A 12,065-nucleotide genomic window follows, 5' to 3' on the forward strand; every position below is an offset into this window, starting at 1 on the left:
GATCGGGGACTAGTCACATGCACAGAGTACTCGCCCGGCCGGCGCTGCTGGCGCTGGCAACGCTTTCGGCTGCCTTGCTCACCCCCGTGGGCGCGGTGCGCGCGCAAGAGCAGTCCGCCGCTCCGCTCTCGATCAAGCCTGCGCGCGCGTCGGAACGGCGGACCGTCGAGCCTCGGGTCTCAGAGTCCCGCGAGCCGCGGAGCGCCTCGGACGAAGCCGCCATCAAGACGCGCATGAACCAATGGACCGTCGGCCTGGCCGCGGGCCTGCCCGATGGCGGCTTCGTGCGCTTCGCCAGCGAGATGGCGCGGACGATGGACGATGGCGACAACATGCGCCTGATCCCGATGGTGACGCGCGGCACCACCTCGAACATCGCCGACCTGCTCTATCTGCGCGGCGTCGACGTCGCGATCACCTATGCCGACGCCTTCGACTTCTACGCCAGGCAGGCCGGTCTTTCCAACATCAACGACCGCATCCGCTACGTGCTGCGCTTCTTCATCTCCGACGTGCACATCTATGCGCGCGACGAGTTCAAGACGCTGCAGGACCTGAAGGGCCAGAAGGTCGCGGTGGGCACGGCGGGCGTCGCCGCCGCCCACACCGGCCCGCTGATCTTCCGGCGCCTCGGCATCGACATAGAGCCGGTCGCGGTCGGTGGCCCTGTCGCGCTGGAGAAGCTGCACAAGGGCGAGATCGCCGCGATGGTCTATGTCGCCTCCAAGCCCGGCGAGCTGTTCAGCGGCAAGAAGGCGGATCCCGGATTCCACTTCGTGCCGGTGCCGTACACGCAGCAATTCTCGGATTTCTACTATCCGACCAGCATCAAGGCCGACACCTATCCAGGGCTGGTCGCACCTGACACCGCCGTGGAAACCATCGCCGTGCCGTCGGTGCTGGCCGTCTACAACTGGAAGCCGGGCAGCGACCGCGCCGACCGCGTCAACCGCTTCGTCGACACGCTGTTCACCAACCTCGCGCGGCTGCAGCAGCCGCCGTTCCATCCGGGCTGGAAGGATCTCAATCTCGAGGCCCAGGTGCCGGGCTGGCAGCGCTATCCGTATGTCGACGCCGTGCTGGAACGGATGAAGAAGGAGGCCAATGTCGGCCTGGCGCCCGCCGCGACCGGCGGTCTCTCGCAACAGGACCGCTTCGAGGCGTTTCTCGAATCGCAGGCCAAGGCGCCGACCTCGAAGGCGGAGAAGGAGGAGCTGTATCGCTCGTTCCTGGACTGGAGCCGCAAGCGGCAGAGATGAGGGGGACCGCCAATAGCGGCTCGGGCAGTCGGCTCCCTCTCCCCCTTCTTACGGGGAGAGGGTTGGGGTGAGCGGCCGCCACACGGGAAGTGTGAGTTGGGGCAGACGCGCAGGGAGCGTCCTTGGTGAGACCTGTACCCCCTGACCCGGATTGCATCTGACGATGCAATCCGACCTCTCCCCGCAAGCGGGGCGAGGTACACCGAGCCAGCCGCGTGAGCGATCGCGCAAACTTGCTTGCAATCAACTCAACAACAACTTCATCCCCGGATCGCCCTTCTCCATCGCCCGCTGATAGGCCGGGCGGGCGGCGATGCGTGACAGATAGGCGCGGATGTTGGGGAAGGGGCTGAGATCGTAAGGCAGGAAGTAGCGCATCGTCGTCAGCGAGAACACGGTCATGATGTCGGCGGTGGTGAGCGCCGCCCCCGCCAGGTAGTCCGCCTCGCCGCAGCGCGCCTCGACGGCCGCGAAGGCGCGATCGACCCGCGCCCGCATCGCGCCGAGCATGGGATTGTCGTCGGGCAGATCGAGACGGTTGAGGATCATCAGCCGGCCCATCGCCGCCTGCAAGGTGCCGTTGGCGAAGTGGAACCAGTAGAGGAATGGCGCGAAGTTCGGATCATCGGGGCCTGGCCGCAGCCGGCCCTGGCCGTATTTGGAGATGATGTAGTCGACAACGGCGCCGGATTCGGCGAGCACCAGATCGCCGTCGGTAATGACCGGCGCGGCGCCGATCGGGTGCAGCGCCTTGTACTCCGCGGGCGCCAGGACCGTCCTGGCGTCGCGCGTGTAGCATTTCAGCTCGTATGGGATCGCCAGCTCCTCGCAGAGCCAGACGATGCGCTCGGATTGGGACTTCCCCAGATGATGGATTGTCAGCATGCGCTATCTTACCTCACCATCGCGCCATAGACGATGTCCTGCACCTGCTCGCGATAATATTTGCGCAGGTCCCCGGGCGCCGCGGTGCCGACCACGACGACGAGGCGCTCCTTCGGATCGCAGAAGAACTGCGTGCCATAGGCGCCGTTCCAGCTGAACTCGCCGGGATTGCCGGGCACCGCCGACAGGCCCTCGCTGACGCGCACGGCGACGCCGAGCCCGAAGCTGAAGCCGGCGCGATGCGGCTCGACATTGGCGACGGTGTTCTTGATTTCGGGCCCGAGATGGTTGGAGGTCATGTGGTGCACCGTCTTCGGACTCAGGATGCGCGCGCCATCGAGCTCGCCGCCATTGAGCAGCATCTGGCCGAAGCGGACGTAGTCGCCAATGGTGGCGAACGAGCAGGCGCCGCCGCAGTCCGACTTTGTCGGCGTGTCCAGCAGCTTGATTGCCTGCGGCTTGCCGGTCAGCGGATTGTGCGGAAACGGATGCGCCAGCCGCGGGCGTTGTGCGTCGGTCGGCGCGAAGGTCGCATCGACCATGCCGAGCGGCTTCCAGACATTGGCTGAAAGATATTCGCCGAGCCGCTGCTCGCTGACCTTCTCGATGACGGCGCCGAGCACGTCGATGGAGAAGCCGTATTCGAACTGCGAACCAGGCTGATGCGCCAGCGGCAGCCTGGTGAGGCGCTCGATGAAGGCCTGGGTGTCGCCCTCGATCGCGGGCGCGGTGCCGTCGGGATAGAGCCGCGCCACCGCGCTCGAGCTATCCGGCCGGCCGCCATACATCAGGCCCGAGGTGTGGCGGTAGAGGTCGTGGATCAGGATCGGGCGGGCCTGCGGCACCAGCAGCAGTGCGCCGTTCTCCTGGGTGACGCCGACCTTCATGTCGGCGAAGGCCGGATAGTAGTCGGCGAGCCTGGCCTGCAGCGGTAGCCGCCCCTGCTCCATCAGCGTCAGCCCCGCCACCGCGGTCATCGGCTTGGTCATCGAGGCCAAAGCGAAGATCGCGTCGAGCGGCATCGGCGTGCCCTTCACCGGATCGAGCTGGCCGTAGGCCTTGTAGTGCACGAGCTTGCCGTCGCGCGCGATCGCCACCACCGCGCCGGGCACGCGCTTGGCGGCGATCTCGCGGGCGAAGAAGTCATCCATGCGGGCGAGACCCGCCTGCGAGAAGCCGACTTCGTCGGGCCTGGCCTCGGGCAAGGGCGCGGCGGCGAGCGGAGTCGCGAGCGCGGTGAAGGCTGCGGCGGCCGCCGCGAGGATCAGCTTGTTCAAGAACACCTCCCTGACGCGAACACGATCCCGCTTGTGGTCACGGGATTCGATGATGTCCGCCTCCCCAAGCAGTAGGGCAGCACGCAGCGAACGACAAGCGCTCGCAACACGACCGCATCGCGACGATGTGATCTGTTCGCTGCCGCACAGCGGGAGGCCGGCGAGACCAATCAATGGGGACGGGTGAGACCGCTGATGCGCGAGGTCACGCATGCTGAGGACGATCGGACTCATCCTTCACACGCTCTGGGCCCTTTGTACGCTCGCGACGGGAGCCCTCGCCGGTGCAACCGTCGGCTTTCATTCGGGGGGCTGGATCGCTGCCGTCGTCCTCGGCCTCGTCGGCCTGGTCATCGGCGCAGTGGCTGCTGCATTGCCGTTGGAGACCATCGCGCTGATCTTGGAAGGTCTTTGATTTCTGGTCGGAACCGTTGCCCTTGCGAGAGGTTGCCTGCTCTCGTTCGAACGGACCCAGCGCCATGACCGGACCCGAACTCGCCAATCACTATCGCGCCTACATCGTGTGCCTGAATGCGCAGGCATGGCCGGTGCTCGGCGATTTCGTGCACGAGCATGTCGTCCACAACGGCCGGCAGATCGGACTTGCCGGCTATCGCGACATGCTGATCGGCAACTTCGCCGACATCCCCGACCTTCGTTTCAACATCGGCCTGCTGCTATCCGACCCGCCGCGCGTCGCGAGCCGGCTGGATTTCGACTGCATGCCGCGTGGCGCGTTTCTCGGGCTGCCGGTCAACGGCCGGCGGGTCGCCTTCACGGAGAACGTGTTCTACGAATTCCGCGACGGCAGGATCGCGGAGGTGTGGTCGGTGATCGATAAGGCGGCGATCGAGGCGCAGCTTGCGCAGATGTGAGCGAGACTGCGTAGGGTGGGCAAAGGCGCCGCCCGTGCCCTGCATTGTCTTAGTCGGTTGCCTGAACGCGGCGTGCCCACCATCCGCACCACCGATGGAAGGCGGTGGGCACGGCGCACGATGCATCCATGTCTGACGCAACACCGTCGTTCGCGCCTTTGCCCATCCTACGGCTATGAGCGTTGTCGCTAGAGGCGTAGGTTGCGCTTGTGCACCAATACTTATTCCACGGCGATGGCGACGAAGTAAGAGGACCGCAGTTTGATCAAGATATCACGGTCTGGAGCCAACAGATCGCCGGTGGTCGTGTTCGGGCCATGGGCCTTTAAGTTTGCGCGGAACAAATACGGACGCCGCTGCAATCAATTCGAAGCGCACTTGTATCGGAGTTGCACGGAGCAACAGCGTAAATCGCTTTGTCCGGCAATCTGGGTATCGCCCAATGGATTACTGTTGATTATGGCTGCAGCCCAAAAATTACGAACGCCGATGTCGCTATTGCAACTCAACGAGCATTATCGTGAATGGGCCGAGTGTCCGTTCGAACCCGGACCTCAAAATTGGGGTATCTACCAAGGGCGGCCCGTTGCTATCGACTATTCGGCAACTGCGCCTGAAGAGTAAACGACAACTCACTTCACCCAATCGCCACACCGCCGCCGATGGTGCGGTTCAACACCTGCGTGGTGCGCTCGATGCGCTCGGCGGCGGCGTTCAGCGCCTTGGCCACCGCGACCTGCGTGGCACGGGCGCGGTCGCTGGCCTGGTTGCGCACGTTGCGCAGGCCTTCGAGCTCCTGCTCCAGCACCTGGACGCGCTGATTGGCATCGATCAGCTCGTCGCACACGGTGAGCGCGGCCATCACCGTCAGCCTGGCGTCGCCGATCTCGCCGAACTTGCCGCGCAGATTGGTGATGCGCGATTCCAGACTCTCCGCGAGCTTCAGCAGCCGCAGCTCCTGGCCCTCCTCGCAGGCCATGCGATATTGGCGGCCGTTGATGGTGACGTTGATGTGGCTCATTCCTCGTCCTCATCGTCTTCAGCGGCGTCCTGCCCGTCGCCGCCAGCGAGCACCGCGCGGATGGTGCCGATCGCGGTGTCCAGTCGTTCGGCGATCTCGCGATTGGTGCGCTCGAGCCGGCGCGTCTTCATCAGGGAGCCGTCGAGCTCGTCGGCGAGGCGCGAGCGGTCGGCGCCGAGCGCCTGGATGCGCGTCGCCAGCTCGTCCTCGTCACGATCCGCCTCGCGCCGCCGCTCGACCGCGCTCTCCAGCGCGTCGAGCGCCGTCATGAGTCGCCGCGTCGCCGCCTCGAGATCGGCGGCGCCGGGTTCCACCTGGCCGGCAAGATTGGCAGGGTGATCGTTCATGGCGCGGATGCGAGGCCCTCGGAGCAAGCGGGACGCGACAAAAGCGCTGTCCGGCAAGCGGTTACGGGCAAAATCTTACGTGCTGGGCGAGCCGAGCGCAACGCTCGGCCGAAACTATGCACTACTAAGCAACTTTTGGGACGTCCGGGACGTTGCATTGCCTTTGATTCCCGGAACCGAGGTGCTAATCAGCCCGCAAAATCCCGGCCCGCCAGCAATACCGGCGGCGTCCCTGTCATCAGCATTTCACGTTTGGACGGATTCCAGCATGACGCAGGTCGATCATTCCCGCATGGCCAACGCCATCCGCGCGCTCGCAATGGATGCCGTCGAAAAGGCGAAATCGGGCCATCCCGGCCTCCCGATGGGCGCCGCCGACGTCGCCACCGTGCTGTTCACCCGCGTGCTGAAATACGATGCCGCAGCGCCCGCCTGGCCGGACCGCGACCGCTTCGTGCTGTCGGCCGGCCACGGCTCGATGCTGCTCTATGCGCTGCTGTATCTGACCGGCAACGAGGAGATGACGCTCGACCAGATCAAGCGCTTCCGCCAGGTCGATTCGCTGACCCCCGGCCATCCGGAGAATTTCCGCACCAAGGGCATCGAGACCACCACCGGCCCGCTCGGCCAGGGCATCTCCACCGCGGTCGGCATGGCGCTGGCCGAGAAGATGCTGCAGGCGGAATACGGCAAGAAGATCGTCGACCACCACACCTACGTGCTGGCCTCCGACGGCGACCTGATGGAGGGCATCTCCCAGGAAGCGATCGCGATGGCCGGGCACTGGAAGCTCAACAAGCTGATCGTGCTGTGGGACGATAACGGCATCTCGATCGACGGCCCGCTGTCGATCGCCGACTCGGTCGACCAGGTGAAGCGCTTCAAGTCGGCCGGCTGGGCCGCCGAGCTGATCGACGGCCATGATCCCGAGGCGATTGCCGCCGCGATCGCGCGGGCGCAGAAGTCCTCCAAGCCGTCGCTGATCGCCTGCAAGACCACGATCGGCTATGGCGCGCCGACCAAGGCCGGCACCTCCAAGGTGCATGGCGAGGCGCTGGGAGCAGAAGAGCTGAAGGGCGCCAAGGAGAAGCTCGGCATTTCGCAGGAGCCGTTCTCGGTGCCCGACGACGTGCTCGCCGCCTGGCGCGAGGCAGGCCGCCGCGGCGCACCCGCACGGGCGGAGTGGGAGACCCGGCTCGGCGAGATGGGCCCGCGCAAGCGCGCCGAGTTCGAGCGCCGGCTGCGCCACGAGCGCCCGGCGTCGCTGGCGAAGGCGCTGAAGGACCACAAGAAGGCGCTGCTGGAGACCCCGCTCAACGTCGCCACCCGCAAGTCCTCGGAGGCCGCGATCGAGGTGATCGCCGCAGCGATGCCGTTCGAGTTCGTGGCGGGCTCGGCCGACCTCACCGGCTCCAACAACAACAAGGCGAAGTCCGCGACCTCGTTCTCGGCCAAGACGCCGAAGGGCCGCTTCATCCATTACGGCATCCGCGAGCACGGCATGGCGGCGTGCATGAACGGCATCTTCCTGCATGGCGGCTTCGCGCCGAACGGCGCCACCTTCCTGGTGTTCTCCGATTATGCCCGTGGCGCAATGCGCCTGTCGGCGCTGATGGGCGCCGGCGTCGTCTATGTGCTGACCCACGACTCCATCGGCCTCGGCGAGGACGGCCCGACGCATCAGCCGGTCGAGCATCTCGCCGCGCTGCGCGCGATGCCGAACATGCGCGTCTTCCGCCCGGCCGACGCGGTCGAGACCGCCGAGTGCTGGGAGCTGGCGCTGAACCGCACCAACGGCCCGACCGTGCTGGCGCTGACGCGGCAGAACCTGCCGCAACTGCGCACGTCCGCGCCGGCGGACAATCCCTGCGGCCGCGGCGGCTATGAGCTGGTCGCGGCGCAAGGCGAAGCCAAGGTGTCGCTGTTCGCCACCGGCTCGGAGGTCGAGATCGCGGTCGCCGCGCAGAAGCAGCTCGCCGAGCGTGGCATCCCAGCCCGCGTCGTCTCGGTGCCGTCGCTTGAGCTGCTGCTGGAGCAGCCGGCCGAGACCCGGGCCGCGATCATCGGCAAGGCGCCGGTCAAGATCGCCATCGAGGCCGCGGTGCGCTGGGGCTGGGACGCGGTGATCGGCCAGGACGGCATCTTCATCGGCATGCATTCGTTCGGCGAGAGCGGCCCGGCCAAGGAGCTCTACAAGCATTTCGGCATCACCGCCGAGGCGGCTGTCGAGGCCGCCGTACAGCGGCTGGCGTAAGGCCTTCGGTCCCCCGCGCGGCCGTCCATCACGTCTGAGCGACCGGACAGCCGCGCTGGCGGATCCCTGATTCGCGACGGTTGAGCGAGCGCAAAAAAAGGACTACGAAAGGGCCATATCGTCCGCTCCCGCCCGGCAGAACCGGGCGTCAACAGGTCCAAACCCTCGTAGAGCCCTTGCCAGGGGCCGGCTACGAGGGACGAGAAACGTCATTGAACGATAAACGTCATTGAAGGAGACGAAAATGGCAGTCCGGGTCGGGATCAACGGGTTTGGCCGCATCGGCCGCAACGTTCTGCGCGCCATCGCGGAATCGGGCCGCAAGGACATCGTGGTGGTCGGCATCAACGATCTCGGCCCGGTCGAGACCAACGCCCACCTGCTGCGCTTCGACAGCGTGCATGGCCGCTTCCCGCACACCGTGACCGTCGACGGCGACACGATCGATATCGGCCAGGGCAAGATCAAGGTCACCGCCGAGCGTGATCCGTCGAAGCTGCCGTGGAAGGATCTCGGCGTCGACATCGCGCTGGAATGCACCGGCATCTTCACCTCCAAGGACAAGGCCTCCGCGCACCTGACCGCCGGCGCCAAGCGCGTGCTGGTCTCGGCCCCGGCCGACGGCGCCGACGCCACCATCGTCTACGGCGTCAACCACACCACGCTGACCAAGGATCATCTGGTCGTCTCCAACGGCTCCTGCACCACCAACTGCCTGGCGCCGGTCGCCAAGGTGCTGAACGATACGGTCGGCATCGAGACCGGCTTCATGACCACGATCCACGCCTACACCGGCGACCAGCCGACGCTCGACACCATGCACAAGGATCTCTATCGCGGCCGCGCGGCGGCGATGTCGATGATCCCGACCTCGACCGGCGCCGCCAAGGCGATCGGCCTGGTGCTGCCGGAGCTGAAGGGCAAGCTCGACGGCGTCGCGATCCGCGTGCCGACGCCGAATGTCTCGGTGGTCGATCTCAAGATCGTCGCCAAGCGCAACACCGAGCCGAAGGAGATCAACGAGGCGATCAAGCGCGCCGCCGAGCAGGAGCTCAAGGGCGTGCTCGGTTACACCAATTCGCCCAACGTCTCGATCGACTTCAACCACGACCCGCACTCGTCGACGTTCCACATGGACCAGACCAAGGTCATGAACGGCAACCTCGTGCGCGTGATGTCCTGGTACGACAACGAGTGGGGCTTCTCCAATCGCATGGCCGACACCGCCGTCGCGATGGGCAAGCTGCTCTAACAAAATTGACTGTCATGGCCGGGCTTGTCCCGGCCATCCACGTTTTACGCCCATAGAAGGACGACGTGGATGCCCGGCACAAGGCCGGGCATGACGCCTGGGAGGCACCGCATGAAACAATTCCGCACCCTCGACGACGTCGATCCCAAGGGCAAGCGCGTGCTGCTGCGCGTCGATCTCAACGTGCCCATGGAGAATGGCCACGTCACCGACGCCACGCGCCTGGAGCGCGTCGCGCCGACCATCAATGAGCTCGCCACCAAGGGCGGCAAGGTCATCCTGCTCGCGCATTTCGGCCGGCCGAAGGGCCGCGACGCCAAGGACTCGCTGAAGCCGGTCGCCGCCGCGCTCTCGCAAGTGATCAAGCGCCCGGTCGCCTTTGCCGACGACTGCATCGGCGAGCCGGCGGCGACCGCCATCGCCGCGATGAAGGACGGCGACGTGCTGTGCCTGGAGAACACGCGCTTCCACAAAGAGGAAGAGAAGAACGATCCGGCCTTCGTGGCCGAGCTCGCCAAGCTCGGCGACATCTGGGTCAACGACGCCTTCTCCGCCGCGCACCGCGCCCATGCCTCGACCGAGGGCCTCGGCCACAAGCTGCCGGCCTATGCCGGCCGCACCATGCAGGCCGAGCTCGACGCGCTCGACAAGGCGCTGGGCCGCCCGGCCAAGCCGGTGATCGCGATCGTCGGCGGCGCCAAGGTCTCGACCAAGATCGACCTGTTGGAGAACCTCGTCACCAAGGTCGATGCGCTGGTGATCGGCGGCGGCATGGCCAACACCTTCCTGCATGCGCAGGGCGTGCAGATCGGCAAGTCCCTGGCCGAGAAGGATCTGGCAGCGACCGCGCTCAGGATCATGGAGAAGGCGGAAGCCTCGAACTGCGCCATCATCCTGCCGGTGGACGCGACCGTCTCCTATCACTTCGCAGCCAACTCGCCGTCCTTCGCCTATGGCCTCGACGCGATCCCGCCGGACAGCATGATCCTCGATGTCGGCCCGCAATCGACCGCACGCATCCATGCCGCGATCGACGATGCCGCGACGCTGGTCTGGAACGGTCCGCTCGGCGCCTTCGAGCTGACGCCGTTCGACCGCGGCACGATGGTCGCCGCCAAGCACGCAGCGGAACGCACCAAGACCAAGAAGCTGGTCTCGGTGGCCGGCGGCGGCGATACCGTCGCGGCCCTCAACCAGGCCGGCGTGGCCGCCGACTTCAGCTACGTCTCGACCGCCGGCGGCGCCTTCCTGGAATGGATGGAAGGCAAGCCGCTGCCGGGCGTGGAAGTGCTGAAGGCATGATCCTCAGAGCTTGTCGGCCATGGATGTTTCTGTTATGTTCCATTCATGGCTGACACTCCGACAGACGCCGTGCACTCGATCCTGATCAAGATTCAGGAGAGCATTGCTGCGTTCCGATCGGAGTTTGGACAGTTCAGACAATCGACCGAGACGCGGCTCGATAGCTTGGAAACCTTGATCCGCAAGCAGCGGCGTGATTCCGCCGGCATGCTGGTCATGATGCGCGCGGCCGCCAGCGACTTCGACGAGCGTGTCACCGAGGTCGAAGAGCGCATCGCGGCTCTCGAAGCCAGGAAGAGCTGAGCCAGCTCTTACGTGCTGTCCGTTGCGACGGATTTGGCTGATAACCTATGAATGGCCGCTGACAGCGCGGTCTGGTGGCCTGCGTCGCCCGCAACCCTTGGAATCTCCCGACCACCGCGTTATGCACGGTGCAGCAGTTTCGACACGTGCGCATCCTGCCGCACGGTCCAATTCTTAATCAGGGAGTTCCAGCCATGGCTCGTATCACGTTGCGTCAATTGCTCGACCACGCGGCGGAAAATGACTACGGCGTCCCGGCCTTCAACATCAACAACATGGAGCAGGCACTGGCGATCATGGAGGCGGCCAATGCGGTCGACGCTCCGGTGATCATCCAGGCCTCGCGCGGCGCCCGCTCCTATGCCAACGACGTCATGCTCAAGCACATGATGGACGCGGTCACCGAGATCTATCCGCACATTCCGGTGTGCGTGCATCTCGACCATGGCAACGGTCCCGACACCTGCATGACCGCGATCCAGTCCGGCTTCACCTCGGTGATGATGGACGGATCACTGAAGGCCGACGGCAAGACGCCGGCTGACTGGGACTACAATGTCGGCGTCACCAAGACGGTCGCCACCATGGCGCATCTCGGCGGCATCTCGGTCGAGGGTGAGCTCGGCGTGCTCGGCTCGCTCGAGACCGGCATGGGCGACAAGGAGGACGGCCACGGTGCCGAAGGCAAGCTGTCGCACGACCAGCTGCTGACCAACCCGGACGAGGCCGTGAAGTTCGTGCGTGAGACCCAGGTCGACGCGCTCGCGATCGCGATGGGCACCTCGCACGGCGCCTACAAATTCACGCGCAAGCCCGACGGCGACATCCTCGCCATGAACGTGATCGAGGAGATCCATCGCAAGCTGCCGAACACGCATCTCGTGATGCACGGCTCGTCCTCGGTGCCGCAGGACCTGCAGGAGATCATCAACGCCTATGGCGGCAGGATGAAGCCGACCTGGGGCGTGCCGGTCAGCGAGATTCAGCGCGGCATCAAGAACGGCGTGCGCAAGATCAACATCGACACCGACAACCGCATGGCGATGACCGGCCAGATCCGGAAAGTTCTGTCGGAGCACCCGGAGGAATTCGATCCGCGCAAGTACCTGAAGCCGGCGATGGAGGCGATGGCCAAGCTGTGCAAGCAGCGCCTGCAGGAGTTCAACACCGCCGGCCAGGCCTCCAAGATCAAGCGCGTGCTGACCACGGCCGAGATGGCCAAGCGCTACGCCAAGGGCGAGCTGGCTCCGAAGGTGGCGTGAGGCAGCTGCCGCCGCGCTGCGTTGAGCT

12 protein-coding genes are annotated in these 12,065 nt (G+C 65.7%); 8 read left to right on the plus strand and 4 right to left on the minus strand.

Annotation, left to right across the window (positions count from 1 at the left end):
• Positions 1-17: 17 nt before the first annotated feature.
• Positions 18-1,259, plus strand: coding sequence for a TAXI family TRAP transporter solute-binding subunit (locus tag QX128_RS18085; protein ID WP_315804791.1), 1,242 nt, complete (start codon positions 18-20; stop codon positions 1,257-1,259).
• 243 nt (positions 1,260-1,502) lie between these two features.
• Here the strand turns inward: QX128_RS18085 and QX128_RS18090 are convergent, their stop codons facing one another.
• Both QX128_RS18090 and QX128_RS18095 read right to left on the minus strand, forming a co-directional pair.
• Entirely contained in the window at positions 1,503-2,144 is a 642-nt protein-coding gene (locus tag QX128_RS18090; protein WP_316238132.1) for a glutathione S-transferase family protein, read from the minus strand.
• Positions 2,145-2,152: 8 nt separating this feature from the next.
• Positions 2,153-3,421: a serine hydrolase domain-containing protein gene (locus QX128_RS18095; protein ID WP_316238133.1), complete on the minus strand. Its 1,269-nt coding sequence runs from the start codon at positions 3,419-3,421 to the stop codon at positions 2,153-2,155.
• Between the two features lie 211 nt (positions 3,422-3,632).
• Here QX128_RS18095 and QX128_RS18100 point away from each other — a divergent pair, with 211 nt between their 5' ends.
• Complete coding sequence (locus QX128_RS18100; protein ID WP_315804788.1) at positions 3,633-3,836, plus strand: hypothetical protein; 204 nt, start codon at positions 3,633-3,635, stop codon at positions 3,834-3,836.
• A 64-nt stretch (positions 3,837-3,900) separates the two neighbouring features.
• Entirely contained in the window at positions 3,901-4,296 is a 396-nt protein-coding gene (locus tag QX128_RS18105; RefSeq protein ID WP_315804787.1) for an ester cyclase, read from the plus strand.
• 637 nt (positions 4,297-4,933) lie between these two features.
• Here the strand turns inward: QX128_RS18105 and QX128_RS18110 are convergent.
• Together QX128_RS18110 and QX128_RS18115 are read right to left on the minus strand one after the other, a co-directional pair.
• Positions 4,934-5,317 carry a cell division protein ZapA gene (locus tag QX128_RS18110; protein ID WP_316169469.1) on the minus strand — a complete coding sequence of 128 codons (384 nt, stop codon included), beginning with the start codon at positions 5,315-5,317 and terminating at the stop codon, positions 4,934-4,936.
• The gene (locus tag QX128_RS18115) at positions 5,314-5,664 is read right to left on the minus strand and encodes a DUF4164 domain-containing protein (RefSeq protein ID WP_316177332.1); all 351 of its coding nucleotides are present in this window, start codon (positions 5,662-5,664) and stop codon (positions 5,314-5,316) included. The genes QX128_RS18110 and QX128_RS18115 overlap by 4 nt, the downstream gene beginning before the upstream one ends.
• 268 nt (positions 5,665-5,932) lie before the next feature.
• Between QX128_RS18115 and tkt the strand changes: the two genes are divergently transcribed.
• The 5 genes from tkt to fba all read left to right on the plus strand — a co-directional run bounded on the left by tkt (position 5,933) and on the right by fba (position 12,037).
• Complete coding sequence (tkt, locus tag QX128_RS18120; protein ID WP_316238134.1) at positions 5,933-7,918, plus strand: transketolase; 1,986 nt, start codon at positions 5,933-5,935, stop codon at positions 7,916-7,918.
• A 244-nt stretch (positions 7,919-8,162) separates the two neighbouring features.
• Positions 8,163-9,170, plus strand: coding sequence for a type I glyceraldehyde-3-phosphate dehydrogenase (gene gap, locus QX128_RS18125; RefSeq protein WP_316238135.1), 1,008 nt, complete (start codon positions 8,163-8,165; stop codon positions 9,168-9,170).
• A 111-nt stretch (positions 9,171-9,281) separates the two neighbouring features.
• Complete coding sequence (locus tag QX128_RS18130) at positions 9,282-10,472, plus strand: phosphoglycerate kinase (RefSeq protein WP_315804782.1); 1,191 nt, start codon at positions 9,282-9,284, stop codon at positions 10,470-10,472.
• 45 nt (positions 10,473-10,517) lie between these two features.
• Positions 10,518-10,775 (plus strand): hypothetical protein, encoded by a 258-nt coding sequence (locus QX128_RS18135; protein ID WP_315804781.1) that lies wholly within the window; start codon positions 10,518-10,520, stop codon positions 10,773-10,775.
• A gap of 194 nt (positions 10,776-10,969) precedes the next feature.
• On the plus strand, positions 10,970-12,037 hold the full coding sequence (gene fba, locus QX128_RS18140; protein WP_315804780.1) for a class II fructose-bisphosphate aldolase: 1,068 nt from the start codon (positions 10,970-10,972) through the stop codon (positions 12,035-12,037).
• Positions 12,038-12,065 lie beyond the last annotated feature (28 nt).

This window comes from Bradyrhizobium sp. SZCCHNR1015, from assembly GCF_032489875.1.
In the GTDB taxonomy this organism is placed as follows: domain Bacteria; phylum Pseudomonadota; class Alphaproteobacteria; order Rhizobiales; family Xanthobacteraceae; genus Bradyrhizobium.

Excerpts from the sequence above, each read along its gene's own strand:
- QX128_RS18085 (WP_315804791.1), top strand. The coding sequence starts at position 18 with ATGCACAGAGTACTCGCCCGGCCGGCGCTGCTGGCGCTGGCAACGCTT.
- QX128_RS18090 (WP_316238132.1), bottom strand. The coding sequence starts at position 2,144 with ATGCTGACAATCCATCATCTGGGGAAGTCCCAATCCGAGCGCATCGTC.
- QX128_RS18100 (WP_315804788.1), top strand. The coding sequence starts at position 3,633 with ATGCTGAGGACGATCGGACTCATCCTTCACACGCTCTGGGCCCTTTGT.
- QX128_RS18105 (WP_315804787.1), top strand. The coding sequence starts at position 3,901 with ATGACCGGACCCGAACTCGCCAATCACTATCGCGCCTACATCGTGTGC.
- QX128_RS18110 (WP_316169469.1), bottom strand. The coding sequence starts at position 5,317 with ATGAGCCACATCAACGTCACCATCAACGGCCGCCAATATCGCATGGCC.
- QX128_RS18115 (WP_316177332.1), bottom strand. The coding sequence starts at position 5,664 with ATGAACGATCACCCTGCCAATCTTGCCGGCCAGGTGGAACCCGGCGCC.
- tkt (WP_316238134.1), top strand. The coding sequence starts at position 5,933 with ATGACGCAGGTCGATCATTCCCGCATGGCCAACGCCATCCGCGCGCTC.
- gap (WP_316238135.1), top strand. The coding sequence starts at position 8,163 with ATGGCAGTCCGGGTCGGGATCAACGGGTTTGGCCGCATCGGCCGCAAC.
- QX128_RS18130 (WP_315804782.1), top strand. The coding sequence starts at position 9,282 with ATGAAACAATTCCGCACCCTCGACGACGTCGATCCCAAGGGCAAGCGC.
- QX128_RS18135 (WP_315804781.1), top strand. The coding sequence starts at position 10,518 with ATGGCTGACACTCCGACAGACGCCGTGCACTCGATCCTGATCAAGATT.
- fba (WP_315804780.1), top strand. The coding sequence starts at position 10,970 with ATGGCTCGTATCACGTTGCGTCAATTGCTCGACCACGCGGCGGAAAAT.